Source organism: Pararhizobium sp. LjRoot235, assembly GCF_964254145.1.
Taxonomy (GTDB): Bacteria; Pseudomonadota; Alphaproteobacteria; order Rhizobiales; family Rhizobiaceae; genus Pararhizobium.
In genome coordinates, this window is record NZ_CAXUSP020000001.1 from 2746143 (window position 1) to 2772172 (window position 26030).

The 26030-nt window shown below is 60.3% G+C and carries 31 protein-coding genes and 1 tRNA gene; 20 read left to right on the plus strand and 12 right to left on the minus strand.

The genetic code is table 11. The annotated features are described in order from the left end of the window. Position 1 precedes the first annotated feature (1 nt). The gene (locus ACSQ2Z_RS13150) at positions 2–451 is read right to left on the minus strand and encodes an iron-sulfur cluster assembly scaffold protein (RefSeq protein ID WP_436081620.1); all 450 of its coding nucleotides are present in this window, start codon (positions 449–451) and stop codon (positions 2–4) included. Positions 452–790: 339 nt separating this feature from the next. Between ACSQ2Z_RS13150 and folE the strand changes: the two genes are divergently transcribed. The 3 genes from folE (at position 791) to ACSQ2Z_RS13165 (ending at position 3056) form a co-directional block, all read left to right on the plus strand. Beyond that, complete coding sequence (gene folE, locus ACSQ2Z_RS13155) at positions 791–1408, plus strand: GTP cyclohydrolase I FolE (RefSeq protein WP_436081621.1); 618 nt, start codon at positions 791–793, stop codon at positions 1406–1408. Positions 1409–1432: 24 nt separating this feature from the next. After that, positions 1433–1885 carry a phosphoribosyl-AMP cyclohydrolase gene (gene hisI, locus ACSQ2Z_RS13160; RefSeq protein ID WP_436081622.1) on the plus strand — a complete coding sequence of 151 codons (453 nt, stop codon included), beginning with the start codon at positions 1433–1435 and terminating at the stop codon, positions 1883–1885. A gap of 208 nt (positions 1886–2093) precedes the next feature. Beyond that, entirely contained in the window at positions 2094–3056 is a 963-nt protein-coding gene (locus ACSQ2Z_RS13165; RefSeq protein ID WP_436081623.1) for a patatin-like phospholipase family protein, read from the plus strand. Between the two features lie 58 nt (positions 3057–3114). Here ACSQ2Z_RS13165 and ACSQ2Z_RS13170 read toward each other — a convergent pair whose 3' ends face one another. Then, positions 3115–3567: a CBS domain-containing protein gene (locus ACSQ2Z_RS13170; protein WP_436081624.1), complete on the minus strand. Its 453-nt coding sequence runs from the start codon at positions 3565–3567 to the stop codon at positions 3115–3117. 236 nt (positions 3568–3803) lie between these two features. Then, a complete protein-coding gene (locus tag ACSQ2Z_RS13175) occupies positions 3804–4538 on the minus strand; it encodes a rhomboid family intramembrane serine protease (RefSeq protein ID WP_436081625.1) in 735 nt (244 codons plus the stop codon). A 422-nt stretch (positions 4539–4960) separates the two neighbouring features. On the opposite strand from ACSQ2Z_RS13175, the gene ACSQ2Z_RS13180 reads away from it, so the two are divergent. The 6 genes from ACSQ2Z_RS13180 to ACSQ2Z_RS13205 all read left to right on the plus strand — a co-directional run bounded on the left by ACSQ2Z_RS13180 (position 4961) and on the right by ACSQ2Z_RS13205 (position 10865). Then, positions 4961–5590: a PAS domain-containing protein gene (locus ACSQ2Z_RS13180; protein WP_436081626.1), complete on the plus strand. Its 630-nt coding sequence runs from the start codon at positions 4961–4963 to the stop codon at positions 5588–5590. Positions 5591–5681: 91 nt separating this feature from the next. Continuing rightward, positions 5682–6290 carry a PilZ domain-containing protein gene (locus ACSQ2Z_RS13185; protein WP_436081627.1) on the plus strand — a complete coding sequence of 203 codons (609 nt, stop codon included), beginning with the start codon at positions 5682–5684 and terminating at the stop codon, positions 6288–6290. 591 nt (positions 6291–6881) lie between these two features. Then, a complete protein-coding gene (locus tag ACSQ2Z_RS13190; protein ID WP_436081628.1) occupies positions 6882–7490 on the plus strand; it encodes a transglutaminase-like cysteine peptidase in 609 nt (202 codons plus the stop codon). Between the two features lie 626 nt (positions 7491–8116). Then, positions 8117–8848: a hypothetical protein gene (locus ACSQ2Z_RS13195; RefSeq protein ID WP_436081629.1), complete on the plus strand. Its 732-nt coding sequence runs from the start codon at positions 8117–8119 to the stop codon at positions 8846–8848. 186 nt (positions 8849–9034) lie between these two features. Beyond that, positions 9035–10519, plus strand: a complete 1485-nt coding sequence (locus ACSQ2Z_RS13200) for an SPOR domain-containing protein (protein WP_436081630.1) — start codon at positions 9035–9037, stop codon at positions 10517–10519. A 79-nt stretch (positions 10520–10598) separates the two neighbouring features. Beyond that, a complete protein-coding gene (locus ACSQ2Z_RS13205; RefSeq protein ID WP_436081631.1) occupies positions 10599–10865 on the plus strand; it encodes a hypothetical protein in 267 nt (88 codons plus the stop codon). 55 nt (positions 10866–10920) lie between these two features. Here the strand turns inward: ACSQ2Z_RS13205 and ACSQ2Z_RS13210 are convergent, their stop codons facing one another. Further along, the gene (locus ACSQ2Z_RS13210; protein ID WP_436081632.1) at positions 10921–11358 is read right to left on the minus strand and encodes a DUF1489 family protein; all 438 of its coding nucleotides are present in this window, start codon (positions 11356–11358) and stop codon (positions 10921–10923) included. Between the two features lie 71 nt (positions 11359–11429). Beyond that, the gene (locus ACSQ2Z_RS13215; protein WP_436081633.1) at positions 11430–12830 is read right to left on the minus strand and encodes an L-serine ammonia-lyase; all 1401 of its coding nucleotides are present in this window, start codon (positions 12828–12830) and stop codon (positions 11430–11432) included. 256 nt (positions 12831–13086) lie between these two features. On the opposite strand from ACSQ2Z_RS13215, the gene ACSQ2Z_RS13220 reads away from it, so the two are divergent. The 3 genes from ACSQ2Z_RS13220 to ACSQ2Z_RS13230 all read left to right on the plus strand — a co-directional run bounded on the left by ACSQ2Z_RS13220 (position 13087) and on the right by ACSQ2Z_RS13230 (position 15345). Then, positions 13087–13779 carry a DUF599 domain-containing protein gene (locus tag ACSQ2Z_RS13220; RefSeq protein ID WP_436081634.1) on the plus strand — a complete coding sequence of 231 codons (693 nt, stop codon included), beginning with the start codon at positions 13087–13089 and terminating at the stop codon, positions 13777–13779. 82 nt (positions 13780–13861) lie between these two features. After that, complete coding sequence (locus ACSQ2Z_RS13225; protein WP_436081635.1) at positions 13862–14869, plus strand: heparan-alpha-glucosaminide N-acetyltransferase; 1008 nt, start codon at positions 13862–13864, stop codon at positions 14867–14869. 2 nt (positions 14870–14871) lie between these two features. Continuing rightward, positions 14872–15345, plus strand: coding sequence for a methyltransferase family protein (locus tag ACSQ2Z_RS13230; protein ID WP_436081636.1), 474 nt, complete (start codon positions 14872–14874; stop codon positions 15343–15345). 24 nt (positions 15346–15369) lie between these two features. On the opposite strand, the gene ACSQ2Z_RS13235 is transcribed toward ACSQ2Z_RS13230, so the two are convergent. Together ACSQ2Z_RS13235 and mgtE are read right to left on the minus strand one after the other, a co-directional pair. Beyond that, a complete protein-coding gene (locus tag ACSQ2Z_RS13235) occupies positions 15370–15756 on the minus strand; it encodes a MerR family transcriptional regulator (RefSeq protein WP_436081637.1) in 387 nt (128 codons plus the stop codon). Between the two features lie 165 nt (positions 15757–15921). Beyond that, the gene (gene mgtE, locus ACSQ2Z_RS13240) at positions 15922–17346 is read right to left on the minus strand and encodes a magnesium transporter (RefSeq protein ID WP_436081638.1); all 1425 of its coding nucleotides are present in this window, start codon (positions 17344–17346) and stop codon (positions 15922–15924) included. A 258-nt stretch (positions 17347–17604) separates the two neighbouring features. On the opposite strand from mgtE, the gene ACSQ2Z_RS13245 reads away from it, so the two are divergent. Then, complete coding sequence (locus ACSQ2Z_RS13245) at positions 17605–18105, plus strand: peptide deformylase (RefSeq protein ID WP_436081639.1); 501 nt, start codon at positions 17605–17607, stop codon at positions 18103–18105. A 66-nt stretch (positions 18106–18171) separates the two neighbouring features. On the opposite strand, the gene ACSQ2Z_RS13250 is transcribed toward ACSQ2Z_RS13245, so the two are convergent. Then, positions 18172–18256: transfer RNA gene (locus ACSQ2Z_RS13250), tRNA-Leu, on the minus strand. 196 nt (positions 18257–18452) lie between these two features. On the opposite strand from ACSQ2Z_RS13250, the gene lipB reads away from it, so the two are divergent. Beyond that, positions 18453–19175: a lipoyl(octanoyl) transferase LipB gene (gene lipB / locus ACSQ2Z_RS13255; protein ID WP_436081640.1), complete on the plus strand. Its 723-nt coding sequence runs from the start codon at positions 18453–18455 to the stop codon at positions 19173–19175. Positions 19176–19269: 94 nt separating this feature from the next. Here the strand turns inward: lipB and ACSQ2Z_RS13260 are convergent, their stop codons facing one another. After that, positions 19270–19872 (minus strand): hypothetical protein, encoded by a 603-nt coding sequence (locus ACSQ2Z_RS13260; RefSeq protein WP_436081641.1) that lies wholly within the window; start codon positions 19870–19872, stop codon positions 19270–19272. Positions 19873–20016: 144 nt separating this feature from the next. After that, a complete protein-coding gene (locus ACSQ2Z_RS13265; protein ID WP_436083070.1) occupies positions 20017–20928 on the minus strand; it encodes a DMT family transporter in 912 nt (303 codons plus the stop codon). Positions 20929–21158: 230 nt separating this feature from the next. On the opposite strand from ACSQ2Z_RS13265, the gene ACSQ2Z_RS13270 reads away from it, so the two are divergent. The 5 genes from ACSQ2Z_RS13270 to fghA all read left to right on the plus strand — a co-directional run bounded on the left by ACSQ2Z_RS13270 (position 21159) and on the right by fghA (position 24986). Continuing rightward, the gene (locus tag ACSQ2Z_RS13270) at positions 21159–21554 is read left to right on the plus strand and encodes a helix-turn-helix domain-containing protein (protein WP_436081642.1); all 396 of its coding nucleotides are present in this window, start codon (positions 21159–21161) and stop codon (positions 21552–21554) included. 89 nt (positions 21555–21643) lie between these two features. Further along, entirely contained in the window at positions 21644–22771 is a 1128-nt protein-coding gene (locus ACSQ2Z_RS13275; protein WP_436081643.1) for an S-(hydroxymethyl)glutathione dehydrogenase/class III alcohol dehydrogenase, read from the plus strand. A 200-nt stretch (positions 22772–22971) separates the two neighbouring features. Next, positions 22972–23442 (plus strand): YaiI/YqxD family protein, encoded by a 471-nt coding sequence (locus ACSQ2Z_RS13280; protein ID WP_436083071.1) that lies wholly within the window; start codon positions 22972–22974, stop codon positions 23440–23442. Positions 23443–23469: 27 nt separating this feature from the next. After that, a complete protein-coding gene (locus tag ACSQ2Z_RS13285) occupies positions 23470–24123 on the plus strand; it encodes a DUF1345 domain-containing protein (RefSeq protein ID WP_436081644.1) in 654 nt (217 codons plus the stop codon). A 29-nt stretch (positions 24124–24152) separates the two neighbouring features. Then, a complete protein-coding gene (gene fghA, locus ACSQ2Z_RS13290; RefSeq protein WP_436081645.1) occupies positions 24153–24986 on the plus strand; it encodes an S-formylglutathione hydrolase in 834 nt (277 codons plus the stop codon). Between the two features lie 61 nt (positions 24987–25047). Here fghA and ACSQ2Z_RS13295 read toward each other — a convergent pair whose 3' ends face one another. Both ACSQ2Z_RS13295 and ACSQ2Z_RS13300 read right to left on the minus strand, forming a co-directional pair. Continuing rightward, complete coding sequence (locus ACSQ2Z_RS13295; RefSeq protein ID WP_436081646.1) at positions 25048–25359, minus strand: DUF1883 domain-containing protein; 312 nt, start codon at positions 25357–25359, stop codon at positions 25048–25050. Positions 25360–25397: 38 nt separating this feature from the next. Then, positions 25398–25547: a hypothetical protein gene (locus tag ACSQ2Z_RS13300; RefSeq protein ID WP_436081647.1), complete on the minus strand. Its 150-nt coding sequence runs from the start codon at positions 25545–25547 to the stop codon at positions 25398–25400. Between ACSQ2Z_RS13300 and crcB the strand changes: the two genes are divergently transcribed. Continuing rightward, positions 25546–25923: a fluoride efflux transporter CrcB gene (gene crcB / locus ACSQ2Z_RS13305; protein WP_436081648.1), complete on the plus strand. Its 378-nt coding sequence runs from the start codon at positions 25546–25548 to the stop codon at positions 25921–25923. The two genes, ACSQ2Z_RS13300 and crcB, sit on opposite strands and share 2 nt — an antisense overlap. Positions 25924–26030 lie beyond the last annotated feature (107 nt).

Sequence of the window (26030 nt, forward strand, 5' to 3'; positions counted from 1 at the left end):
CTCACACCGCAGCTCTGACGAGGCGCGTCGCCTCGATCTGTCCGATGGCATCAACCACCGCATCGAAGGTCAGCATGGTTGAGGCATGGCGGGCCTTGTAGTCCCTCACCGGCTTCAGGAACCGCATGTCCTCGAAGCGGCCGGATGGCCCCTCGCCGTCCGCCTTGAGCATGGCGAGCATGTCCTCCCGCGCCTGGCGGATTTCACCGGTCGTCGCACCAACAACGTGACGCGCCATGATCGATGACGAAGCCTGTCCCAGGGCGCAGGCCTTCACCTCATGGGCGAAGTCGGTGACAACATCACCCTCCATTTTCAAGCCGATGCGTACCCTCGACCCGCAGAGCTTGGAATGCGCGGTCGCCTCGGCGTCGGGGTGCTCGAGCCTGCCGCTTCTTGGGATATTCCCGGCGAACTCGAGAATCCTGCTGTTGTAGATTTCATCCATCATTCGACGCGATCCGGTTGTTTTTGCGCGTTTTCAGGCAATCCGCGCATGATTTTCTATCGTATCCAGGAAAAAAACACAGTGTCTTCGCCTGCGCCCCTTTCACATGTATCCCGGCATATTATATGGTATGTCGTGTGGAGGCGACAGGTTCGCAAGAGCGAACGGTCGCCTGTTGTTTGGGAAACCGTGCCGGATGATCCAGAGCCTTAACCTCTGCCAATCTGAAAGCCCCGGAGCCCGCCGACGGAAACCAGGCCTGAAAGCGTCAGGTAAATGGCCAGTGGCGAGTTGTCCGAAAAGATAAACGTCAAGTAACCCGTGTTACAACAAGGGGCCATTATGGACGCAATAGTCAAGAATTTTCCTGCCCTGCCCGCCACGGATGGCAGGCCGAGCCAGAAAGAGGCTGAGGACGCCGTGCGCGTTCTCCTGCGCTGGGCCGGTGACGATCCGGAACGCGAAGGGCTCATCGATACACCCGCGCGCGTCGCCAAGGCCTACAAGGAACTGTTCTCGGGCTACGAACTCGCCGCCGAGGACGTCCTTGGCCGCACCTTCGAGGAAGTTGGCGGCTATGACGATGTCGTGCTCGTCAAGGACATTCCGTTCTTCTCGCATTGCGAACACCACATGGTGCCGATCATCGGCAAGGCGCATATCGCCTATCTGCCTGATGGAAAGGTGCTTGGCCTGTCGAAGATCGCCCGTGTCGTCGATATCTATGGCCGCCGACTGCAGACGCAGGAGACCATGACGGCCCAGATCGCCAAGGCGATCGACGATACCCTGCAGCCGCGCGGCGTGGCCGTGATGATCGAAGCCGAGCATATGTGCATGGCGATGCGCGGCGTTCAAAAGCAGGGCTCGACAACGCTGACCACCACCTTTACCGGTGTCTTCAAGACCGAGCCCGCCGAACAGGCCCGCTTCATGACCTTGCTCAGGGGCTTCAAGTAAGCTCCTTCAAACGGAGCTTTCCCCATGACCGTTGAATTTGCCCCACCGCCCGCCGACAAGGCGGAACTGGAATCAGGTTCCGCCTTCACGCCCCGTTTCGACAGCAACGGACTGATCACAGCCGTTGTTACAGACGCCGGCGACGGCACGCTTCTGATGGTCGCACATATGAACGCCGAAGCGCTCTCGCTCACCATCGAGACCGGCATTGCTCACTACTTTAGCCGTTCGCGCAAAAGCCTCTGGAAGAAGGGCGAAACCTCCGGTAACCTGCAGAATGTAGTGGAACTGCGTACCGATTGCGACCAGGATGCATTGTGGCTGAAGGTTCGCGTTGCCGGTCATGATGCGACCTGCCACACCGGCCGCCGCTCCTGCTTCTACCGTGTCATTGATACCAAGGACGGTGTCACGGCACTTAACATTGTTGATACCGAAATTCATTTCCATCCAGACGACGTCTACGGCAAAAATTAAGCATCTGACGCTTTTTGGATCAGTTTCCGTCAGGATTCACGATTTCGCAACCAGGGTGGGAGCGTAATCTCAACTTCGGACGCGTTCCGCCGGAATCACCGGCAGAGAAGAGTCTGATGTAGATTGTGTCTTACCGCATGCGCTTGCAACGCAGCAACGCGAGACGTGACGGCCTGTAACAATTCGTTCTGCGGCATGGAGGTGCCGGATGTTGAACTGGACATTTAATCGCAGCGGGATCACAGCAGACGCGTCGGCGCCCGGCGGTCCCTCCCACGCTCTGACCTCACCTCCTCCCGAACAGATCAAACCGCCAAAGTCCAAGATCGCCCTCGCCCTCGGCGGCGGCGCGGCGCGCGGCTGGGCCCATATCGGCGTCCTCAAGGCGCTGGATGAAGAAGGCATCGAAGTCGGCATGATCGCCGGCACGTCGATCGGCGCGCTCGTCGGCGGCTGCTATCTTGCCGGAAAGCTCGATGAACTCGAAACGTTCGCCCGTTCACTGACCATGCGGCGCATCGCCGGCCTGCTCGATTTCGCCATCGGCGGCGGCGGCCTGTTCGGGGGCTTGCGCCTGACAAAGCGCATGCAGGAACATCTGCAGGATATATCCATCGAAAACCTGGATCGGCCATTTGTCGCTGTCGCGACCGAGGTCAACTCCGGCCATGAAGTCTGGATCGGCGAAGGATCTCTGATCACCGCAATCCGCGCCTCCTATGCGTTGCCCGGCATCTTCGAGCCGATCAAGTCCAACAACCGCACACTGATGGATGGCGCGCTCGTCAATCCGGTGCCGGTATCGGTCTGCCGCGCCTATGAGCAGCAACTCGTCGTTGCCGTGAACCTTAATTACGATCTTTATGGCCGCTCCGCGGTGATCAAGCATCGCGCCGACAATCAGGCGATCGACAACCAGCCGGCGCCCCGCCCGACGACGCGCCTTGGCATGACGGGTGTCATGGTTCAGGCCTTCAACATCATTCAGGACCGCATCTCACGCGCACGCCTTGCCGGTGACCCGCCGGATCTGGCGCTGCACCCCAAGCTGAACGACATCGGATTGTCGGAATTCCACCGCGCCGGCGAAGCGATCGATCGCGGCTATCACGAAACCAAATCCAGGCTCAGCGAGCTGCAGCGGCTGCAGGACGTGATGGTGCGCGGGTAACGGCGGCCGCACGCTGCGGGCGAAGCCTGACACCTCGCCGCGCCGTTCGCGAAAAGCCTTATAGATGAACAGTCTTGGCGTCCTGCCCGGCGATATAGGCCTTGATGTGCTCGGCCTCGTTCTCGATCGCACGGACATGATGTCTCACCGCGTCGCCAATCGAGACGATTCCGACCAAGCGCCCGTTCTTTTCCACCGGAAGATGGCGCGCGCGCATGTTGTTCATGATTTCCATGATGTCGTGGATGCTCATTTCTTCCGTGCAACGATGGACCTTGGACCACATCACGGCGGAAACCGGTTTATCCAGGCATGCCGCGCCGTACTTATCCATGGCGGCGACCACGTCGCGCTCCGTCAAAATGCCTGCGATCTTGTCACCGGGCTTGACGACAACGATGGCACCGATGCGGTGTTCATGGAGCAACCGGACAGCTGCTCGCACCAGCGAGTGCGGATCGACGGTGAATACCTGACGGCCTTTTTCATTGAGAATTGCAGTGACTGACATTCACGACCTCCCGTTTCAGCGACTCGTCTGACCGGGATATTGGCGAACCGCAAACGCGCATATCGCGCCTTCCCGGTTGGGACCAATCCGCAAGACAGATGTCATTCCTGTCGCGTGTTTTTTCCCATCCTGCAGCCAATCGATCTCCTCTTGATCCGCTGCCCTCGGACAGGAATGGTGCGCTACAGCTTTTGGAAAATCAAGAGTTGTCGGCGAGATCGCCGATCTTTCCAAGGTCAATTCCGGGGATCGAAAAGGCCAAACAGAAAGAAGCCGAACAGGAAACCGCCGATATGCGCTTCCCAGGCAATGCTTGCCGCGCCGCCAAAAGCAAAGACGCCAAGGCCGATCAGGAAATTCGTCAGAAACCATATGCCGGCGAAGAACACGACGGAACGGTTCGACAGTGCTTCGCTCACTGAGAGACGGCGGTTCAGATGGGCAAACTGCCGGCTGATGCGGCCGCTGGGAGAAAAGACGAAGCGAGCGGCAGCCCCCATCAGGCCGGCAACGACGCCCGAGGCGCCGACGACAACGGCGATGTCGCCCCAGTGGAATGCGATATGCAACCCGACCGCGGCCGCGGCCGACAGGCACCAGAAGACTGCGAGGCGCGCCATACCGATCCGGCGAATGACAGGCGCACCAAAGGCCACCATCCAGAAGCCGTTGAAAACCAGATGTTCCCAGGAGCCGTGCAGGAACGAATAGGTGATCGGGCTCCAGAGCCAGGCGAGGCTCTGCTCGGCCAGCGGATGGTCGTAGCGCGCAGGCAAAAAGGCAACATTGAAGACCAGTTCGTTGTCAATTGACTGTGGCAGCAGATAGGTGCGCACGGCGTGGATCGCCACGAGCACCGCCAGGATGCCGACCAGGCCCGAAGGCAGATTGAACGCCGGTTCGCGCACGCGCACCGGCTTTTCCGTTTCGGCATCCTCTGCCGGCGTCACGCCGTCCGGTTCGCCCGTCATGCTGCTCACAATTCCTTCTGCGGTTCCAACCGCTGCCGCACGTTGATGTCCTCGCTTTATACGATAAACGCGCGCACCAAAAGCGGGCGAAAGCGCGGCATCCGTTGGCGAAGATTTCGCACGACATTCATGTCCCTGCTTTTCTAGAAAGCATCCGGCGTTGTCGACGAAAAAAAGCCGTCCAGTCAAAAACCGAACGGCCGGTGAGCTCCCAAAACCCGAGCCCAAAGTTTGTGTGCCGAAGGCAACCCTTCGTGAAGTGATGTCCCAGGATGCCACCGATACCGCCCGCTTTCAATCTAAACCAAAAATTAACCTTAATATCCGTGTGGCACGGAATTCGCACCGTCGTTACTGCGGGGCCAGTTCTCCGCCGCCAAATGTGTCAAAGCGGCACACAGTGTTTCGAACGGACCACGAGAATGCGCAGCAAAACCGCAATCGAGATCTACGCCTACTGGGACGAGTTGCGAGGACATCGCGACGTGCCGGCCCGCGGCCAGATCGAGCCTGCCCACATCCGGCATATTCTGCCGGACCTCTTCATCCTGGAAAAAACACCACGGGGCGAAATCCGCTTCCGATTGGCCGGCACGCGCATCTGTGCATTGTTTGCCCGCGAACTGCGCGGCTCGAGGTTCGACGCGCTGTGGCTTGGCGAACAGACGGCCCGGCTTGATCGGATCGCCGGCGATGTCATGACACAAAAGGCGCCCGTCGTCCTGACGGCGGCGGCCATCGCCGGCGCGGCCGATCATCTGCCGACCGAACTTGTCCTTTTGCCGCTGAAATCACCCGATGGCAGCGTCGACCGCCTCATCGGTGCGCTCGTTCCGCTGGCGCGGCCCCATTGGCTGGGCGCCACCCCCGTCAACTTCCTAGATCTTGGCGAAATTCGCGTCCTCGATATCGAAAAGACCAGCCTGTTTTTGCAGAACCGCCCCGCAATCTCCCTGCCCGCAAATCCGCACCCGGTTTCCGACCACGGTATAGCCGGCGCGATCCGCCGCGTTCTCCATCTGCGCGTCTTCGAGGGTGGTCGGCGCGACTAAAGCGCATCGCACCGCGGAAGCGCAAAAAAACCTTCTGTTAACCGGAACAAGGTAAAGCTGTGATCCAGATGGACATCGCATAAGTGTGGTCATGTATTCGTTTCAGCAAACGCAGACTGCCGGCCCCAAGCAGCACAACGAGAGCGCATTTCAACGCGTTTCGGTGAACCTGACCGGCCGGCTCATGCTTGCGAATCATGACGAATTCGAATGCACAGCGATCGACATGTCGCCGGGTGATGTTCTTTTCACCTGCGACGCGCGGCCGCGCACCGGCGAGCGCATCATCGCCTATGTCGACCATGTCGGCCGCCTGGAAGGCACTGTTTCGCGCCTTGCCGAAAACGCCTTCGTCATCCAGATCAACGCGACCGACCGAAAGCGCGAAAAACTTGCGGCACAGCTGACCTGGATTGCCAACAAGCACGAGCTTGGCCTGCCGGAAGACCGGCGGCATGATCGTCTTGCGCCACGCAAGACCCGCACCGAAATCACGCTCGACGACGGCAGCAAATATGTCTGCCGCATCATCGACCTGTCGCTGTCCGGCGCCGCCGTCGATATCGAAACCCGCCTGCCGCTTGGAACAGCCGTCCTGCTCGGCAGCATGAAGGGCCGCGTCGTCCGCCATTTCCAGGAGGGCATGGCTATCGAATTCCTCGGCATCCAATCGCGCGACGCTTTGAGAGAGTTTCTCTAGGCACGCCTCAACGCGCCGCGTCCACCCCTCGGGTCCGATCCAATCACGCACATTCCGGCGCCACCGCCACGCCGACCGGCAAGTCACACGCGGCGCGCAGAGGCGCGCCGCGACATGCCCCAATCTGGCACATACACCAGGCGGTAAAGGTCCCGATTATTCAAATTTCGTCATTCGGTCCGCAGACTTTCGTGCCAGAATAGAAAATAATTTTGCCTTTTCACCATTATTTCCGGTCGAAATCAGCAAACATCCTGGTAAACAAAGTCTATCCGGAACACGCCCCCGCCGCCCGGAGCCGCGCCAGCCTTAGGGATCACATGGCCGGGCTCCCGGTCGCCGCAGATGCCGCTTGAAGAAAACATCGATTTTTCCGCGATTTAGGTAGTTTCCCATCGATTAATCGCGCCTGAGCACGCGGAAAATGCATAAAAATTTACACATAATTGAATCAAATGAATATCAAACTTTAGTCAAGTTAAATTCGAATTTTGTACTTATTTCAATTTGTTTTGTACTTTATTTTACTTCCAATTTTCGCGAGCGATAAAAAACTCGGTGTCATTGTCTAGCCACAACGGGGAGACAAGAATGACAACGAAAACGTTCCTGAAGGCAGGCCTCATCGGCGCACTCTTCTCTGCAGTCGCAGCCCATTCGGCGCTCGCTTTTCCAGCCAACATGACGACCGATGGCCCGACCAATCCGCCGGTCGGGCACTACGAATTCTGCCGCAGCCTGCCTCAGGAGTGTGGGTCCAATCCGGGTAGCGCGGCGCCAGGCGTGCTGACCCGCGAAGGCTGGAAGAAGATCCTTGAGGTCAACTACGAGATCAACCAGGCGGTGACGCCGATGACGGACAAGGAGATCTACGGCGTCGAAGAGCACTGGGCCTATCCCGACAAGGTCGGTGACTGCGAAGACTATGTGCTTTTGAAGCGCAAGCGGCTGATTGAGACCGGCTTTTCGCCTGCCGACCTTCTGATCACCGTTGTCTTGCAACCGAACGGCGACGGCCATGCGGTGCTGACCGTGCGGACCGATCGCGGCGACTTCGTTCTCGACAACATGCGCAACAAGGTGCTTTTGTGGTCGGAGACCGAATACACCTACCTCAAGCGGCAATCGGAACAGAATTCCGGCCGGTGGGTAAAGCTTCAGGATGGCCGCACGGTGGCCGTCGGCAGCGTAAGCCAGTAGCCCCACAGATAACAGAGATTCGCGGATCGGCTCAGGATACCGGGACCGCGTTTGAAAAGGGCTTCGGTCAGTCCCCAATCCCCGTCCCAGACCAGGCCCTTTTGGCCGGTTCCGCTGTCCCCGGAACCGGCCGTTTCTTGCACGCCGCAATCGCAGCAGAAATCAGGGGGCTGGCAGACCTGCAAAATGGACGCATTGCGCAACCAATAGCCCGTAGCAGCAAGCCCATGCGCAGGCGATCGCGACCCCAACGACACCGTCGCTGATCCGTGCACCTCTCGACAAGAGCATCCGCCACAGCGCCATCACGAACAGGGCCGGTCCAGCAAACAGTGCCAGGAATATGGCGAACGGCCGGAAATTGTCCCTCACCATATGATGCGAGGATGGCCAGTGCGGCGGCCCGCAACGTAGCTGACATCCAGAACAATGAAAGAGACGCCAAATCCGGCAGCTAGCAGAACGAGGATCATCGCAAAAATTCATTGAAAATTAACCATGTTGCAGCAGCGTTGAGATCACCCTGCCAATCAGCAAGTTCCGTGCCGCCGAGGCTGGTTCGTTTCGGGACGTATGCGGCTGGAATTGATACCGCCCGTTAACGAGAGCAAGGTTGCGATCCGCCGATGACAGCCAATCCTGCAGCCACCGATGAGGATCACGGACCGCTGATCTCCGCGCGTTTTGTCTATGGATTAACGGCCGTCGTCGCCAGCCTGGCCCTGTTGACCGCGGGCATTGGCATTGCCGGGCGCTGGTATGGCGAAAACCTGGCGTTGGCGGGACATACGACGAGTACCGAGAACAACGATATTTTCATCGGCTTGGATCACCTCCGTCTGCCGTCCAACGTCATCCGCTTCGAAGAGCAACGCATGACCGGCGTGGCCGAGCGGGCCGACCTCTACCTCACCTGGCCCGGCATGCAGGGCTACACAGACAAGACCCGCACGCTCTTCAACGACGTCAATCACCCCGGAAAGCTGATCTTTCTTCAAATTTCCCAGAGCACGATGTCGCGCGACATGTCGGGGCGGTTGGAGCCGATCTACCAGCATCTTTTTGACGGTACCGCCCTGCCCGGCCCGGCCGGACTGCAACGCCACTTGATGAAGGAGAATTCCGGTTATGGCCAGGAAGTCTTCTTCACGGCGGACCGCGATGGAGATATCACGTATACCGTGCGCTGCATCCTGCCTGCAACGCCCGCGATGTCCAGCAGCGCCGATTGTCAGCGCGATATCCATGCGGGTCGCGATCTTGTTGTGCTTTACCGCTTTTCGAGCCAATTGCTGCCACAATGGCAAGCCATCGACACGGCCGTCCTCAACTACGTCAATAGCAAGCTCGTCCCATGACACTCCCTATCCACCTCGTCATTTTTCTCGGCCAGACCTGCGGCTGATTTTGTACTGAAATGCAATTCAATCGGCGGAATACGGAAACCAATCATTCATCATAAACCGATTGGTAACGCTATCCCGATAGAGTTTTAAGAACGGTCGTTTCTGGAGGCCACGCCCGGACGCCATCTGTGAAAAAGAATGAAGAGTACTGTAGTGTCCAAATCCATATTCAACGGTTCCGTTCAACGCACCATCGCCCCTTTCTTCCAGAAGGCTTGCCGGGTGCTACTGGTTTCGTTGGCTGCTTCGCTGACGACCATTTCCACGGCCGCTGCAGCGCAGTATGCCGGCATCGTCGTTGATGCCAAGACCGGAAAGGTGCTGTATAGCGAGGATGCCGACAGCCTGCGCTACCCCGCATCGCTGACCAAGATGATGACGCTCTATCTGACCTTCGAGGCGCTCGAAGCCGGCAAGATCAGCAAGAGCACACCGGTACCGTTTTCGAAGCGGGCATCGGCGGAGCCGCCGTCCAAGCTTGGCGTACGCGCCGGCCAGTCGATCACGGTGGAACAGGCAATCCTCGCCCTGGTCACCCGTTCGGCGAATGATGCGTCAACCGCCCTTGGCGAGCTGCTCGGCGGCTCGGAGGAGCGTTTCGGCCGGATCATGACAAACAAGGCCCGCGCGCTCGGCATGACCCGCACTACCTATCGCAATGCCAACGGCCTGCCGAACACCGCGCAGATGACGACGGCGCGCGATCAGGCGCGGCTCGGCATCGCGCTTCGCCAGCATTTCCCGCAGTATTATCCCTACTTCTCAACGCGCAGCTTCCGTTTCGGCAAGCAGACGATCGGCAACCACAACCGCCTGCTCGGCAATGTCCGCGGCGTCGACGGTATCAAGACCGGCTATACCCGCGCTGCTGGCTTCAATCTTGTGACATCGGCACAGGCCGATGGCCGCAGCATCGTCGGCGTTGTGCTCGGCGGCAGGTCCGGCGGCGCTCGCGACACGCAGATGCGCGCCCTCGTCGCCAAATACCTGCCCGCGGCCTCGCGCCGCGGTGGCGGTGATCTGATTGCGGAAACTGCCGACGCGCCAACCATGCAGGCGCAAGCCGCCGAACAACCGGCCGAAGCGGCTGTTGCTGCGACCGGCGGCAGCTTCAATCTGCCGAACAGTGGCCCTGTTCCGGATTTCCGCTACAGCGGCGAAACCACCCAGAGCATCGAAGTCGCCTATGCCGAACCGGCAAAGGTCAGCGCCAACCCCGTGCTGAACGAGAGCATCGCGCCGAACACACTGGAAGCCCAGAGCCGCAAGATCGCCAAGGCTGCACCGGTCCCGGCCGCCGCTGTCGACAACCAGATCACCAATTCCGTTGTCAAGCCTGCAGTCGAAACGCCGGTCTCCGCCACCGAATCGACGCCTGCCGGCTGGGTCATTCAGATCGGCGCCACGCCGGACAAGGATCAGGCAATGACGCTGCTTGGAAAAGCCAAGGACAAGGGCGGCAAGGCGCTGCGCGGCGCAACGCCCTTTACCGTGGCCTTTGCCAGCGGTGACGGCCATCTCTATCGGGCACGCTTCGGCGGCTTCGCCAATCAGGACAAGGCCGTCAACGCCTGCAAGACGCTGAAGCGCAAGGGTTTTTCTTGCTGGGCCAGCCTGCAATAGCATCTATGCAAGTTTCGATTGCGGGCGCGTGTTAGCCGGCAATCCTCCTCGGATTTGGTTTTGCGTAACGAGGTCAGTTATGGGAATGAACGAGAATGGTCCGGGCTTGACGCCCGCTCCGGACAAGAAACGCAAGGCGCCGCGCTACGGCCTGCATCCCTTGCACGAAGCGGCCATGCGCATCGCCGAACTCGGCAGCCGCCCGAAGTCGAAGACGAAGGATCTGGTAACGCTGCTTCTGACGCATGGCGCGCGGGCCTGGCGCTCGACCCAGCCGAACGCCCATATCCATGTGCATGTCACCTCGCCCTCGGGGCGCTTTCCAATCCGGATCAAAATCCGGTAAAGGAGTTGACATCCAGAACGATGAAAGCCCGGCATCACCGGGCTTTCATCGTTCGTCAAAGAAGACCAAGCTTTGCGAGTTCCCGGCGCAATTCGAGCGGCATCTCGGTCGCACCGCCTCCGAGAGCTGTCAGATCGCGCGGCGTATCCTTGTCCTCCAGATAACGCCAGCCCTGAAAGGCACGGCGCGGCTGGTAGGCGGTTTCGATCACTTCGGGGCCGAGAATGAGATTACAGCGGCCGATGCCGTCGGCATCCGTAAACGTTTCGATAGCGATCAGCCGCTGGCGTGCCTGCACCTGCCCCTTGATCACCCAATAAAGCGATCCGCCGTCCAACAGTTCCTCGACGCGTTTCGGGACCATGCGCGTCGTGTGCGAGGAATGTGGCTCGAGGCCGGCGGCAATCGCCGTCAGCGCCCGCCGCGAAACCCATTCGCGTAGGTCTCCGATCGAATCCGCGCCAACGCAGAGCTTGATGAGATGCAAAGCCATGGCCGGAGTTGAACACCCAGTCGCCCATCGCGGTCAAGCTTGTTCTTGACCGCTCCACAAACGAGACTGCTTCAGCACTCGACGACATTGACGGCGAGGCCGCCCGTCGAGGTTTCCTTGTATTTGTCGTGCATATCGACCCCGGTCTGGCGCATCGTCTCGATGCAGGCATCCAGCGGCACGAAATGCTGTCCGTCGCCCTTGATCGCCAGCGATGCGGCCGTGACAGCCTTAACCGCGCCGAGCGCGTTGCGCTCGATGCACGGCACCTGCACCAGACCGGCAATCGGATCGCAGGTCATGCCGAGATGGTGTTCGAGCGCGATCTCCGCGGCATTTTCGATCTGCTCGGGCGTGCCGCCCATCACGGCGGCAAGACCCGCCGCCGCCATGGCCGAGGCCGAGCCGACCTCGCCCTGACAGCCGACCTCGGCACCGGAGATCGAGGCGTTGAACTTGATGATGCCACCGATTGCGGCGGCTGTCAGAAGGTAATCGCGAATGCCATGATGATCCGCATCGTCATGGAAATGCAGGTAGTAACGGATGGTTGCCGGGACCACACCCGCAGCGCCATTGGTTGGCGAGGTCACCACCCTGCCGCCTGCGGCGTTCTCCTCGTTGACCGCCATCGCATAGACGCTCAGCCAGTCGTTGGCGAGCAGCGGATTGACCTTGTTGGAGCGCCATTCGTCCTGCAGCTTGTCATGGATCATGGCGGCGCGACGGCGCACCTTCAGCCCGCCGGGCAGGATCCCGCCACCGGTCAGGCCGCGGTCGATGCAACTTTTCATCGCCGCCCAGATGCGGTCGAGGCCCTCGTCGAGTTCTTCCCGCGACATCGAACATTCTTCGTTCGCCCGCTTCATCTGGGCGATCGACAGGCCGGAGCGTGCCGCCATCTCCAGCATTTGCTTGGCCGTTGCGAAGGGATAGGGAACCTTGACGCCGCCCGGCTTGGTCTTGCTCGCCTTCATCGCCTCGAGCTCGGTATCGGTGACGACGAAACCGCCGCCGATGGAATAATAGACACGCTTCAACAAGAGCCGCCCGTCCTTGTCGAAGGCAGAGAAGGACATACCGTTGGCGTGGCCCGGCAAGGGCACCTTCTTGTCGAAGACCAGGTCGGTCTTCGGCTGGAATTCATAGGCCGGATGTCCGGGCGGCGTGATGCGGCCGGTGCGTTCCACCGTTTCGATGATCTCATCCATGCGATCGGGATCGACCTGATCGGGGCGCTCGCCCATCAGGCCGAGGATCACCGCCCTGCCCGTGCCATGGCCGACGCCGGTAAAGGCGAGAGAACCATGCAGGCTCGACTTGATCGAGGCAACGGCGGCATTGGCCGGCCGCGGCCAGTCGCTCGACAGGATCAGGTCGAGAAAGCGGTTCGCCGCCGACATCGGGCCCATGGTGTGCGAGCTTGAAGGACCGATACCGATCTTGAAGACGTCAAAAACCGAAAGAAACATTCGAACTCCGCCCTGGGCACTGGTCGGCCGGAAAGATCGCCGGCCACAATCATATCCATGAAACTAGGCCATCCTGCGCCTGGCCTCCGGCGATCGACCGACATCCGCTCCTGTGCGTGCGACACGCTTTGTCGCGCCAGTACCGACGTGGCGATTCTTTCCCCATAAGTCGCCATGGGCGGCATAGGATTTCAAGGGGCGCCACAAACTTTCGTGATGCCTTGCAATTTCGGCAAACCATGCCAAAAACGCAGGCATGACACTTACGGATTATATCGCATTGGCGGTTTTTGCGCTGCTGTGGACTGGGTACAACTGGGCCACGGACGGCAAGGTGCATCTCAAGCGGATCAGCCTGACGCGGCTGATGATGGAAAACCGCCGCCGGTGGATCCTCAATTCGCTCAATCGCGACCTGAAGATGATCGATACCCAGATCGTCGCCGGGCTACAGGCAGGCACGGCCTTCTTCGCGTCCACGACGATCTTCGCGCTCGGCGGCTGTTTTGCCTTGCTCGGCGCCACGGACGAGGTCCAGAGGATCATGAACGACCTGCCCTACGTCTTCCGTGGCGGGCGCAGTGCCTTTGAGCTGAAGGTCGGCGGCCTTGCCTGCCTGTTCGCCTATGCCTTCTTCAAGTTCGCCTGGTCCTATCGCCTGTTCAATTACTGCTCCATCCTGATCGGCGGCATTCCGATGATGTCGGACATGCATGAGGACCGCGCCGGGGCCGAACGCGCAGCCGGGCGGGCGGTCAGGATGAACATCCTTGCCGCCAAGCATTTCAATGCCGGCCTGCGCAGCATCTTCCTGTCGATCGGCTATCTCGGCTGGTTTGTCAGCCCCTATGTCTTCATCGCCCTGACCGTCTTCGTCATCTTCGTCCTGACGCGGCGGCAATTCTATTCGGAAGCGCGCCAAGCGCTGCTTGACGACACAAACCGCTGAAATCCGCAAAATAGCGCCGCGAAGCATTGCGCCTCGCGCAAGCTCGCGCATGTATGTTCCGATGATTGGAAAAGATAGAGCCATGTCGATTACCAACGCAGTTTCCGCAAGCGACACCGGGGCGGCGCCACCGGCAACAACCGAAAAAGGGGGCCGGATCTGGGCGATCGATGCCCTGCGCGGTGTCGCCCTGATCGCCATGGCGACCTATCATTTCTCCTGGGACCTGGAACTCTTCGGCTATCTTGAACCGGGCACCGTCGGGACCGGTGCATTCAAGATGTATGCCCGGCTGATCGCCGGCAGTTTCCTGTTTCTGGCCGGCGTTAGCCTCGTGCTCGGGCACTACCCCGCCGTCCGCGCCCGCTCCTTCGCCATCCGCTTTGCCAAAATAGCCGCCGCCGCCCTCGCCATCACCGGCGTCACCTGGTTTACCTTTCCCGACAGCTTCATCTTCTTCGGCATCCTGCATTCGATCGCCGCGGCGAGCCTGATCGGCCTGATTTTCCTGCGACTGCCCGCCCTCCTGACGCTGGCAGCGGCGGCCGCTGCCTTCGCGGCGCCCCTCTACTTGCGCTCGGAGGTCTTCGACACGCCGGCGCTCTTATGGGTTGGCCTGTCGGAAACGTTGCCTCGCTCGAACGACTACGTGCCGCTGCTTCCGTGGCTTGCTCCGTTCCTTGCGGGCATTGCGGTGGCGCGCCTCGCGTCGCGCTTTGGATGGTTCAACAAATTGCGCACCGACGGCAGCGCGCGGTGGAAAGCGCTGCTGACCACGGCCGGCCGCCACAGTCTCATCATCTACCTTCTGCATCAGCCGCTGCTGTTGGCACTCGTCTATCTCTTCTCTTTTGGTTTTCCCGCGGCCAAGCCGGACCCGGTCGAGGCCTTCCGCGCCAATTGCGAGGTGACCTGCAGCAAACAGGAAACCGCCGCGCTCTGCGCGAAGTTCTGTGGCTGTACGATAGACAAGCTGATGGAAGAAAATCTGTTCGAGCCGCTGAACACCGGCAAAATCGACATCAACACCGACGAGCGCATTGCGCGCATCGCCGGTCAATGCACCGTGGACGCACAAGCGAAGGAATAGACATGAACGCCTATCGCGCCAAGCCGCTGAGATACCCCTGGCCACCCGTTCTCTATGCGGCTGCCATGCTGGCCGCCGTCAGCTTGGGGCGTTTGGCGCCGATTTCCGTCGCTCAAAGCCAAGGCTTGATACCGTGGCTTGCCGGTGGCGCCCTTATCGTCGTCGCAGTGTCGCTGGATATCTGGGCGATGAAGACGCTGATCGAGCGGCAAACCGCCGTTCTGCCGCACCGGTGTTCGTCGCATCTCGTGACCTGCGGGCCGTTCCGCTACACCCGCAATCCGACTTATCTCGGCTACACGATCATGATGGTGGGCTTCGGCCTGATCATGCTCAATCCATGGTTCTTCATTCTGGCCAGCGCTTCCGTCGCCCTGACGACCGCTTTCGCGATCCGCAATGAAGAACTGCATCTTTTGTCGCGCTTCGGGTTCGAATTCGAGCGCTATTGCCGCGCCACCAGCCGGTGGATTTGACACGGCATCAGGAGACTGAGCCGCTCAGGTGCCAACGCCGATCTCAGCGAGCCGCGTCAGACAGGCTTCCTCGACATTGCCCAGTTCTTCGAGTGTCTCCTCGATGTCCTTGCGCTTCTGCAGCAATTCTTCGCGCTTTTCCTCGACGCGCTTCATCAAAAGGCGCAACTGCCCCGCCTCGCCGGGCGGGTCCTTGTAGACCTGGATGATTTCGCGAATCTCGGCGATCGTGAAGCCGATACGGCGGCCACGCAGGATTTCCATGATCAGCCGGCGATCGGCCGAGCGGAACAGCCGAGTGCGGCCGCGACGCTCGGGATGGATGAGCCCCTCATCCTCGTAGAAACGCAGCGTGCGGGTCGAAATCCCGAATTCCCGTGTCAGTTCCGTAATGGTATAGTATTTGTTCACGCCTGCCTCGCTGGGGAACCGCAGCTTGAAGACCTGACGCGAAACGCCCGTACTGCAGATGCGGTTTAAGTGTCGCGTCGGTCAACCCGCCTGGAACGAGGCCGTCGCATATCGCTGTCCAATCTGATTGACTTTGACGTAAAAGTCAAATTTTTGACGTAACCATCAGCTGACCTGGAACCACCAGGCTGCCAGCCCCAGAAAGGCGAAAAATCCGGTCACATCCGTCACGGTGGTAACGAAAACCGCCGAAGAGACGGCGGGGTCGGCCCCGAAACGGTCGAGCAGCAGCGGGATCATGATCCCGGCCAGAGCGGCGGCGATCATGTTGATCAGCATGGCAGCGGCGATGATGCCGCCGATATTATAGTCCTGGAACCAGGTACCGGCGACGATGCCGATCAGCACGCCAAACAGCATCCCGTTCAAAAGGCCGACGCCGGCCTCGCGCCGAACGATGCGCCAGGCATTGTGGATGTCAAGGTCGCGGGTGGCAAGCGCGCGCACCGTCACCGTCATCGTCTGCGAGCCGGCATTGCCGCCCATGCCGGCAACGATCGGCATCAGCACGGCAAGCGCGACGATTTGCTGGATCGTCGCTTCGAAGAGCCCGATGACCGACGCAGCCAGAAACGCCGTCAGCAGATTGACCATGAGCCACGGCACGCGTGAACGCGACGTACTGCCGATCGAATCGGAGAGTTCTTCGTCGCCGACGCCACCGAGGCGCATCAGGTCTTCTTCGGCTTCCTCCTGGATGACGTCGACGACATCGTCGATGGTCAGGACGCCGACGAGGCGGTTGTTTTCGTCAACGACGGCGGCAGAAAGCAAATCGTATTGCTCGAACAGTTGCGCTGCCTCTTCCTGGTCCATTTCGGCCGGGATAGGATGAGTGGTTTCCCGCATGATCGTCTCGACCTTGACCGAGCGTTTGGTGCGAAGCACGCGGTCGAGATCGAGCGCACCGACCAGCTTGAAGGTCGGATCGATGACGAAAATCTGCGTAAAGCTTTCCGGCAGATCATCATCTTCACGCATGTAGTCGATGGTCTGGCCAACGGTCCAGAATGGCGGCACCGCGACGAATTCCGTCTGCATGCGGCGGCCGGCCGTACTTTCAGGATAATCGAGCGAACGCCGCAACCGCACCCGTTCGGTGAACGGCAATTTCGACAGGATTTCTTCCTGGTCTTCCTGGTCGAGGTCTTCCAGGATGTAGACGGCATCGTCCGAATCCATTTCGCCGATCGCTGCGGCGATCTGCTCGTTCGGCAGGTGTTCGACAATATCGAGGCGGATCGCCTCGTCCACCTCGGTCAGTGCCGAAAGGTCGAAATCCTCGCCGAGCAGGGAAACGAGCGCCCGGCGCTGCTCCGGCTGGATCGCTTCCAGCACGTCGCCCATTTCCGACGCGTGCAGGCGGGCCACATGCTGGCGGAGATAAAGCAGATCGCGATCTGCGATGGCGGCGCCGACATGCATCAGGTAGTCGGAGCGCACCGACCCGTCTTCTGCGTAGATATCGGAGCCGTCATAGGCACCCTCGACCGCAATGCGCTCTTTTTCCTGATCGCCGGTGCTGCTCATGTGCCCGCCCTCGAAAGAATTACAGCCCTCCGAAACGCCGGCTCAGGGTCCGGCGGGAGCAGGAAGGCGATGCCGTATACAGGTGGTCGCAGACGCCTTGCGAACGGCAACCGCGCCTCCCTGCTAACCCAACATACCGGCGAGGTCCACCATCCGATTCGCCCCCAGACCGCCGACGCCATCACTTTTGCCCAAGCTGTTGCAAAATCATAGGAATTGTTTAGCTCTGATGTCGCCGAAAAAACGCGGAGAACGACCTTGCCGATACGATCGATCCTGCGGTTTCCCGATGCGCGGCTGAGCATGCCGGCAGCCCCCGTGGAAAGGTTCGGTCCGGATCTCGCCGCTCTTGCCAGTGATCTCCTGGAAACGATGCGCGCAGCGCCGGGCATCGGCATCACGGCGCCGCATATCGGCGTGCTGCAACGCCTCGCGGTGATCGAGCTGGATTCCGTATCCGGGCCGAAAATCTACGTCAATCCTGAAATTACCTGGTCTTCCGACGACACGGTCTCCAACACCGAAGGCAGTGTCTCCATGCCGGGAATTACCGAAGACGTCGTTCGGCCCCGTCTGGTCCGCGTCCGCTACCAGATGATTTCCGGCGATGTGGTGGAAACAGAAGCGGACGGCTTCCTGTCGATCTGCCTGCAGCATGAAATCGACCAGCTCGACGGCATCTTCTGGCTGCAGCGCCTATCACGGCTGAAGCGCGAGCGCGCGACAAAGCGTTTCGCAAAGCTGGCGAGGAGTGGCTAATCCCCTTGCAGGACATAAAAAAACCCGCTGAAAAGCGGGCTCTTTTTGCTTGGCTCGAAAGCCAAATGGTGCGGTCGAGAAGACTCGAACTTCCACGGGTTGCCCCACAGCGACCTCAACGCTGCGCGTCTACCAATTCCGCCACGACCGCATCGTGGTAGGTGCCAGATTGCTCCGGCGGGGTGCATGTAGCAAAAGCATTTGGGGTGCACAAGAGCAGGATGGCAGAAAGTTGACGGCAACAGCAACTATTTCAACAGGCCGATCTCGCGCTCCCTGAGAACGCTGGACTCTTGGTCTTTCGCGTACCATTTAGAAAACACGCACAAACAGGATTACCCGCGGCCATGCAACGCGAAAGCCTTGAAAAGACATTCTTCTCTGCCGATGGCTCACCGCCGGTGCGCTGGAGAATCGCACCTTCGCTCGTCGATTACGCCGAGGCTGTGGAAACGATGGAGCGCGAAGCAGCGGCAATCTCTGCCGGCGAAGCGGACGAACTTGTGTGGCTGGTCGAGCATCCGCCGCTGTACACCGCCGGCACCAGCGCCGATGCTTCGGACCTCGTTATGCCTGATCGATTTCCGGTGTTCCAGACCGGCCGCGGCGGCGAATACACCTATCACGGGCCGGGACAGCGCGTCGTCTACGTCATGCTCGATCTGAAGCGGCGCAAGCAGGACGTCCGCGCCTTCGTCGCCGCTCTGGAGGGCGTGATCATCGAAACACTCGCCGGGATGAACGTGAAGGGCGAGCGCCGTGAAGAGCGTGTCGGCGTCTGGGTGCGCCGACCGGAACGGCCAGCCCTGCCCGATGGCTCTATGGCGGAAGACAAGATCGCCGCCATCGGTATCCGCCTGCGCAAATGGGTGAGCTTCCACGGGCTTTCGCTGAATGTCGATCCGGATCTCGATCATTTCGGCGGTATCGTGCCCTGCGGCATTCGCGGCTATGGCGTCACCAGCCTCGTCGATCTCGGCCTGCCGGTGATGATGGCCGATGTTGATATCAAGCTGCGGCAGGCGTTCGAGGCTATTTTCGGCCCGACCGTCAACGACGGGTCTGCTTAGGAGAACAGCCGGTCCGTCGCATAGATGATCGCATAACCAGCAGGGCGACAGCGGCCGACGCCACGGCGTCGGCCGCTGTCCTGCGTCCAAGGCCCTATGCTACGGTCGCATCATGGGCCGGCAGGCCCGTTAGAACACCGATCTGGTCGAGCATATGGCGCTCGCGCGCCGTCAGATGGTTGCCGCGCGATCGCGCGATCGCGCTCATCACCCGGCCGATCCGCATGACGTCCGATGCCTGCAGGCCATGCTGCCTGCTGCCGCGCATTCCAGCCCAGGCGCCAACCTCGTCGGTGATCGCGAGGCGAACCTGTTCCAGCGCGAAGACCGAAAGGCTGTCGGGAATGCGAGACGAGATATCGATGACATGAAACAGCAGATCGAGTTCGATGGGCGAATTGATCACGCCTTGCGTCGAGATCATCGCGATCAGCCAATCGGCATTCCGTTCGTCCATGGCGCCCTGCGGATCCTGGTCGTGAACGATGAAATCCGTCATGGTCTCGAGGAAATAGTGATGCCATTCGGGACATTTTTCGCTGCAGGAGCTGTTGATCGCCAGCAGGACCATCGCATCCTGCGACGACGTCAGCGCTCTCGCGAAAACATGCTCGCGCAGAATGCCGATATCCTCGGCCGCCAAGCGCGTCTTCCCGGCGATCGCACATGCCGGATAAGAAAGACGAAGTTCGCTCATCTTTTCTCCTCCCCGTTTCATCATGAAACTGGAGGTAGTGTAGACGCAAGCCCTTTCCATTCAGAAAAGAATGGGCGTTAACAAAAGCCTGCGCGATTCATTCAACTTTTGCCATTCCTGCGCTATCAGAGTTGCGGTTTGTCCTTAGACCGCTTCCGATTCCAGGGAATTATGCAGTCGCCCCGCCCGCCGCTCCCGCCAGATCATGAAAAGACCGGAACCGACGATAATCGCGATGCCGAGCCATTTCGACGCTGTCGGAAATTCGCCGAAGATCAGGAAGCCCAAGGCGGTCCCCGAGATGATCTCGAAATAGTGGAACGGCGCGAGGAGCGATACGGGCGCTGCCTGAAAAGCCTTGACGACGAGGAGATGGCCGTAGCCGGAAATCGTGCCGAGGGTGATGACCAGAACCCATCCGAGCGGGGAATGCGGCAGCGACGGGACGAAATCCACCGCTCCGGCACCATGGCCGACGGCGATCACCACGATCATGAACAGAGACCCGCCGATGCCGGCGATCGTCTGCATCGCCAGCGGCGTGTCGGCACTGCCGACAATTCGGTTCAGCAGGAGATAGCAGGCGAACAGGAAGGCGCAGAAAACCGGCAGCAACGACGTCGCCCCGAAGAGTTCGAAGCTCGGCTGAATGACGATCATCGCCCCGCCGAAACCGACGATGATGGCAAGCCACCGCCGCCACCCGACCTTTTCGCGCAGGACCAGTGCCGAAAGGCAGGTGAGGATGAACGGTTCGACGAAATAGATGGCAAAGACGTCGGCGAGCGGCATGTATTTGACTGCGACGAAGAAGAACAGTGCCGCTGCGGCAAGCAGGACGCCGCGCAGGAGATTGAACCAGAGCCGCCTGGGTTTCAGCGCCCTGAGACCTCCGGTCGTCAGCAGCAGCGGCAGCACCGAAACAAGCTGGAAGAAAAACCGGTAGAACGTCACCTGCCCCGGCGACATGCCCTGATAGACGGCCAGGTATTTGGCAATCGCATCCATACAAGGCAGGATGATCATCGCAAACAGCATGATCGCAAGCCCCTGCATGACGGTGGTAGCGGCGGCGCCGGTTGTGCGGGACGGTGTGCTCAAACTGGAGTTCCCATTTCTTTGTTGCCGGACACGGAAGCGAAGGCGTTTTTGGCGGCATTTTTGGCGTGCTGGAGTGCCCGGTCATGTGCCGGGCCATATAGACTGGCTGAGTAACTATCCGACCGCAACAGCGCGGCCGCCCCGGAACTCGACCATCCAAGCCAGCAAGGCAAAAGGAGAGACCGATGCGCTTATCAACCGATACCTTTTTAGCGATGATTCGCCGGCCAAGCGACAATGATACGCTCGGGGGCCGCATCTGGCGCGCGCGCGACGCGATGAACCTCTCGGCACAGGAACTGGCAGACCGGCTGGGCGTTCGAAGCGACACGATTTCCGCTTGGGAACGCGACCGCTCGGAGCCCCGCACCAGCCGGTTGTTCACGCTGGCGGGCGTGCTTGGCGTCAGCCCGGCCTGGTTGATTGCCGGTATCGGTGAAGCGCCGAAGGACGATCTTGCCAACAGCATTTCCGGACATTTGCGCGACCAGCTGGCGCAGGTGAAGAAACTGCACGAACAGACGGGAAAAGCGATCTGCGCCCTTGAGATGGAGATCAACCGCGTCCTACAGGACACATGATAAATCAGGACCCAATACGGCCGATTCCGGCTTGAGCGCCGCACGCCACTCTGCGATTGTGGCGCCAAATCAATTCAGGGAGAAGAACCATGGACGTACGCGCCGCTGTCGCCGTTCAGGCAGGCAAGCCATTGGAAATCATGACCGTTCAGCTGGAAGGCCCGCGCGCCGGCGAAGTGCTGGTCGAGGTCAAGGCGACCGGCATCTGCCACACCGACGAGTTCACGCTGTCGGGTGCCGATCCGGAAGGCATCTTCCCCGCCATCCTCGGCCATGAGGGTGCCGGTATCGTCGTCGATGTCGGGCCAGGCGTGACGTCGTTGAAGAAGGGCGACCATGTCATTCCGCTCTACACGCCGGAATGCCGCGAATGCTACTCGTGCCTGTCGCGCAAGACCAACCTCTGCACGTCGATCCGCGCGACGCAGGGTCAGGGCCTGATGCCGGACGGCACCTCGCGTTTCTCGATCGGCAAGGACAAGATCTTCCACTATATGGGCTGTTCGACCTTCGCCAACTTCACCGTTTTGCCGGAGATCGCGCTCGCCAAGGTCAATCCCGACGCGCCGTTCGACAAGATCTGCTACATCGGCTGCGGCGTCACGACCGGCATCGGCGCCGTCATCAACACCGCCAAGGTCGAAATCGGCTCAACGGCCATCGTCTTCGGCCTCGGCGGTATCGGCCTCAACGTCATCCAGGGCCTCAAGCTTGCCGGTGCCGACATGATCATCGGCGTCGATATCAACAACGATCGCAAGGCCTGGGGCGAGAAGTTCGGGATGACGCATTTTGTCAATCCGAAGGAGGTTGGCGATGACATCGTGCCCTATCTGGTCAATATGACCAAGCGCAACGGCGACACGATCGGCGGCGCCGACTACACGTTCGACTGCACCGGCAACACCAAGGTGATGCGCCAGGCGCTGGAATCGTCGCATCGCGGCTGGGGTAAGTCGGTCATCATCGGCGTGGCAGGTGCTGGCCAGGAAATCTCCACCCGTCCCTTCCAGCTCGTCACCGGCCGCAACTGGATGGGCACGGCCTTCGGCGGCGCACGCGGCCGCACCGACGTACCGAAGATCGTCGAATGGTACATGGACGGCAAGATCCAGATCGATCCGATGATCACCCACACGATGCCGCTCGAGGAGATCAACAAGGGCTTCGACCTCATGCATGCGGGCGAGAGCATCCGAAGCGTGGTGATCTACTAGGGCTAGCCAAATCGACTTCGATTTTGATGATTCGTGCCTATAATACCGCGTCCCATTCAGGGGCGCAGACTTGATTGAAAACGGCAACGTCCGGATGCAGCCGGCTCGCTCGACCGGCCAAAACGCTGGTCAGCAATGCGATGAAGCCGATGGGCAATCGGTCGCGCGGCCATAACAGTGAAGATCCGGGTTTAGCGGCCATGTCGGAAGAAACGTCTCCCAGCAGCACCATCTACGTCGATGCCGACGCCTGTCCGGTCAAGCCGGAGATCCTGAAGGTTGCCGAGCGACATGGCCTGCCCGTAGTCCTCGTCGCCAATTCGGGCCTGCGGCCGTCCCGCAACCCGATGGTGCGCAACGTCATCGTCTCGGCCGGTTTCGATGCGGCCGACGACTGGATCGCGGAACGGGCCCGCGAAGGCGACATCGTCGTCACGGCTGACGTACCGCTTGCCGGCCGCTGTGTTGCTGCCGGCGCGCAGGTGACGGGGCCGACCGGCCGGGTCTTCGACAAGGCCAATATCGGCATGGCGACAGCGATGCGCGATCTCGGCGCTCACCTGCGCGAAACCGGCGAAAGCAAGGGCTACAACGCCGCCTTCTCGCCCCGTGATCGCTCCGCTTTTCTCGAAACGCTCGACCGGCTTTGCCGCCGTGTCAAACAGCGCTAGTGATGTAAAAAAGCGCCGGGAGCATCCATGAGCAAGACTGACAGGAAGATCGCCCATCGCCGCCATGCGCCCTTCTACACGGGTGGCATTTGCGCCGTCATCACCGCTGTTTTTTGTCTGTTTGTTGCACCAAAATTCGCGATCGGCCTGTCGGCGGTCGTCTTCTTTTCAGCCTATCTGGCTCTCATCGCCCGTCGTCTGCCGAAATTGACGGGCGCCTATCTGAAACGTCATGCCGCGGGAAGCGACGAGCCCGCGGCAGTCATTTTTGTCGTCACACTCCTCGCCGTCGGCGTTTCCATCGTTTCACTGTTCCAGGCGCTCAATTCCGGCGGCACAGAGACAGTGATCGAACTCATACTCGCGTTTGCACCCGTCGTGCTCGGCTGGCTGACCATCCATACGATGGCGGCGATGCACTACGCCCACCGGTTCTGGAGCCCGGAGATGGACGGTAACGAGGGCGACGGCCACAGCCTCGATTTTCCGGGCACGGCAGAGCCGGGTGGCTACGATTTCCTCTACTTCGCTTTCGTCATCGGCATGACGGCGCAAACCTCGGATATTGCCGTCACCTCGACCGCAATGCGAAAGATCAATCTCGGGCACGCTGTCGTATCCTTCTTCTTCAACACGGTGCTGGTGGCGGCGGCGGTCAACGCGGCGGTCTCGCTGGCATAGCGGCACGTTCAGCTTCAAAGGAGCACAGCTTGAAAGTCCTTTCCCAGAACACCGCCTTCGGCGGCATGCAGGGCGTCTTTTCGCACGCATCGCAGGCCTGCAAGACTGAAATGACCTTCGCGGTCTACGTCCCCCCGCAGGCGATCTCAGCCCCCTGTCCGGTCCTCTGGTATCTCTCCGGCCTCACCTGCACCCATGCAAATGTGATGGAAAAGGGCGAGTACCGCCGCATGGCAGCCGAACTCGGCCTGATTATCGTCTGCCCGGATACGAGCCCGCGCGGCAACGATGTAGCGGACGAGCTCACCAACTGGCAGATGGGCAAGGGAGCCGGTTTCTATCTCGATGCGACAGAAGCGCCCTGGGCCGAGAACTACCGGATGTACACCTACGTCACGCAGGAACTGCCCGTTTTCGTCGGCCAGCATTTCCGCGTCGACATGGACCGTCAGGGTATCTTCGGACATTCGATGGGCGGCCATGGCGCGATGACGATCGCGCTGAAGGACCCTCAGCGCTTCAGGAGCTGCTCGGCCTTCGCTCCGATCGTCGAACCATCAACGGCTGACTGGTCAGTCGGCGCCTTTGAAAAATACCTTGGCGCCGACAAGGCCGCGTGGCGGCAATATGACGCCTGCGCGCTGGTGCAGGACGGCGCCCGGTTTCCGGAATTCCTGATCGATCAGGGCAAGGCCGACAATTTCCTGGAAAACGGCCTGCGTCCCTGGCTGTTCGAGGAAGCGGTCAAGGGCACCGGCATCGACCTGACGCTTCGGATGCATGAACGCTACGACCATTCCTACTATTTCATTTCGACCTTCATGGACGATCACCTGAAATGGCACGCCGAGCGGCTGGCCTGAGCTTTAGCCGGCGATGCCTGATAGCCGCGCCATGCCACACGGCGGGGCTATCGCAATTCTTTCAGGATGCCGATTGGAAACGGGGCGTAGCCGCGGTCTCGATGATCCGGATACTCGAACCGCTCTGGCCATGATGGCCTTCCATGTCGACGACGACGTGCCAGCGGCCGGATTGCGGGATGGTCAGCCGGATCGGCGACTTGCGCGCCACGCCGCCGATGAACTGGTGCTTCATCGCCTGCTTGTAGAGCGCGAAATTGTTCTCCGTCATCAGCCGGACATTGGCTACGGCGCTGAGCGTGATCTCGATGGAAACGCCGGCGCGCTGCTGCTTGAGATCATAGTGGGTGAAGCTGAATTTCGGTTTCGTCATTCCAGTCTCTTCGAATCCTTGCCCCGGGAACCGGTATATTAGGTCTTGCGCGTTAAAGAATAGTTTTGTCCGGTCGTCTCAAAGTGGTACCGGTTGTTTCCAGAATCGACGCCAGCTCCTGCAATCAAGCCATCCTGCGGCGTTGACTCCTTCCCTGTCCGGCCGGTTTCGGCTATGGCCTTTTTCATGACACATATCCTTCTCGTTGCCGCCGGTGGCGCCTTCGGTTCCGTACTCCGCTATCTAGTCGGGCTCTGGGCATTGCGCGGTTTCGGACCGTCCTTCCCCTGGGGTACACTCGCCGTCAACGTTACGGGATCCTTTTTGATCGGCTTCCTGGCGGAGGTGATCGCGCGCAAATTCGGTGCATCGACCGAGATGCGGGTTTTCCTGATCACCGGCATTCTCGGCGGCTATACGACCTTCTCCGCCTTCTCGCTCGATGCGATCACGCTCCTCGAACGCGGCGAGCCAGTCACAGCGGCCATTTATGTGGGTTCCAGCGTGCTTCTTTCGGCAATCGCCGTGTTTGCCGGGCTGGCCCTTATGCGCGCAATGGTCTAAAGCGTCCGTCTCAGAGCGCCGCGCGTCCATAAGGGACCGGCCTGCTCTGTCATATCAGTTTGCGCAGGATTTCCGGTCGGCACTCTTGTCGAGGCGCGATCGCAATT

Excerpts from the sequence above, each read along its gene's own strand:
- ACSQ2Z_RS13150 (WP_436081620.1), bottom strand. The coding sequence starts at position 451 with ATGATGGATGAAATCTACAACAGCAGGATTCTCGAGTTCGCCGGGAAT.
- folE (WP_436081621.1), top strand. The coding sequence starts at position 791 with ATGGACGCAATAGTCAAGAATTTTCCTGCCCTGCCCGCCACGGATGGC.
- hisI (WP_436081622.1), top strand. The coding sequence starts at position 1,433 with ATGACCGTTGAATTTGCCCCACCGCCCGCCGACAAGGCGGAACTGGAA.
- ACSQ2Z_RS13165 (WP_436081623.1), top strand. The coding sequence starts at position 2,094 with ATGTTGAACTGGACATTTAATCGCAGCGGGATCACAGCAGACGCGTCG.
- ACSQ2Z_RS13170 (WP_436081624.1), bottom strand. The coding sequence starts at position 3,567 with ATGTCAGTCACTGCAATTCTCAATGAAAAAGGCCGTCAGGTATTCACC.
- ACSQ2Z_RS13175 (WP_436081625.1), bottom strand. The coding sequence starts at position 4,538 with ATGACGGGCGAACCGGACGGCGTGACGCCGGCAGAGGATGCCGAAACG.
- ACSQ2Z_RS13180 (WP_436081626.1), top strand. The coding sequence starts at position 4,961 with ATGCGCAGCAAAACCGCAATCGAGATCTACGCCTACTGGGACGAGTTG.
- ACSQ2Z_RS13185 (WP_436081627.1), top strand. The coding sequence starts at position 5,682 with ATGTATTCGTTTCAGCAAACGCAGACTGCCGGCCCCAAGCAGCACAAC.
- ACSQ2Z_RS13190 (WP_436081628.1), top strand. The coding sequence starts at position 6,882 with ATGACAACGAAAACGTTCCTGAAGGCAGGCCTCATCGGCGCACTCTTC.
- ACSQ2Z_RS13195 (WP_436081629.1), top strand. The coding sequence starts at position 8,117 with ATGACAGCCAATCCTGCAGCCACCGATGAGGATCACGGACCGCTGATC.
- ACSQ2Z_RS13200 (WP_436081630.1), top strand. The coding sequence starts at position 9,035 with ATGAAGAGTACTGTAGTGTCCAAATCCATATTCAACGGTTCCGTTCAA.
- ACSQ2Z_RS13205 (WP_436081631.1), top strand. The coding sequence starts at position 10,599 with ATGGGAATGAACGAGAATGGTCCGGGCTTGACGCCCGCTCCGGACAAG.
- ACSQ2Z_RS13210 (WP_436081632.1), bottom strand. The coding sequence starts at position 11,358 with ATGGCTTTGCATCTCATCAAGCTCTGCGTTGGCGCGGATTCGATCGGA.
- ACSQ2Z_RS13215 (WP_436081633.1), bottom strand. The coding sequence starts at position 12,830 with ATGTTTCTTTCGGTTTTTGACGTCTTCAAGATCGGTATCGGTCCTTCA.
- ACSQ2Z_RS13220 (WP_436081634.1), top strand. The coding sequence starts at position 13,087 with ATGACACTTACGGATTATATCGCATTGGCGGTTTTTGCGCTGCTGTGG.
- ACSQ2Z_RS13225 (WP_436081635.1), top strand. The coding sequence starts at position 13,862 with ATGTCGATTACCAACGCAGTTTCCGCAAGCGACACCGGGGCGGCGCCA.
- ACSQ2Z_RS13230 (WP_436081636.1), top strand. The coding sequence starts at position 14,872 with ATGAACGCCTATCGCGCCAAGCCGCTGAGATACCCCTGGCCACCCGTT.
- mgtE (WP_436081638.1), bottom strand. The coding sequence starts at position 17,346 with ATGAGCAGCACCGGCGATCAGGAAAAAGAGCGCATTGCGGTCGAGGGT.
- lipB (WP_436081640.1), top strand. The coding sequence starts at position 18,453 with ATGCAACGCGAAAGCCTTGAAAAGACATTCTTCTCTGCCGATGGCTCA.
- ACSQ2Z_RS13260 (WP_436081641.1), bottom strand. The coding sequence starts at position 19,872 with ATGAGCGAACTTCGTCTTTCTTATCCGGCATGTGCGATCGCCGGGAAG.
- ACSQ2Z_RS13265 (WP_436083070.1), bottom strand. The coding sequence starts at position 20,928 with ATGCAGGGGCTTGCGATCATGCTGTTTGCGATGATCATCCTGCCTTGT.
- ACSQ2Z_RS13270 (WP_436081642.1), top strand. The coding sequence starts at position 21,159 with ATGCGCTTATCAACCGATACCTTTTTAGCGATGATTCGCCGGCCAAGC.
- ACSQ2Z_RS13275 (WP_436081643.1), top strand. The coding sequence starts at position 21,644 with ATGGACGTACGCGCCGCTGTCGCCGTTCAGGCAGGCAAGCCATTGGAA.
- ACSQ2Z_RS13280 (WP_436083071.1), top strand. The coding sequence starts at position 22,972 with ATGTCGGAAGAAACGTCTCCCAGCAGCACCATCTACGTCGATGCCGAC.
- ACSQ2Z_RS13285 (WP_436081644.1), top strand. The coding sequence starts at position 23,470 with ATGAGCAAGACTGACAGGAAGATCGCCCATCGCCGCCATGCGCCCTTC.
- ACSQ2Z_RS13295 (WP_436081646.1), bottom strand. The coding sequence starts at position 25,359 with ATGACGAAACCGAAATTCAGCTTCACCCACTATGATCTCAAGCAGCAG.
- crcB (WP_436081648.1), top strand. The coding sequence starts at position 25,546 with ATGACACATATCCTTCTCGTTGCCGCCGGTGGCGCCTTCGGTTCCGTA.
- ACSQ2Z_RS13300 (WP_436081647.1), bottom strand. The coding sequence starts at position 25,547 with ATGAAAAAGGCCATAGCCGAAACCGGCCGGACAGGGAAGGAGTCAACG.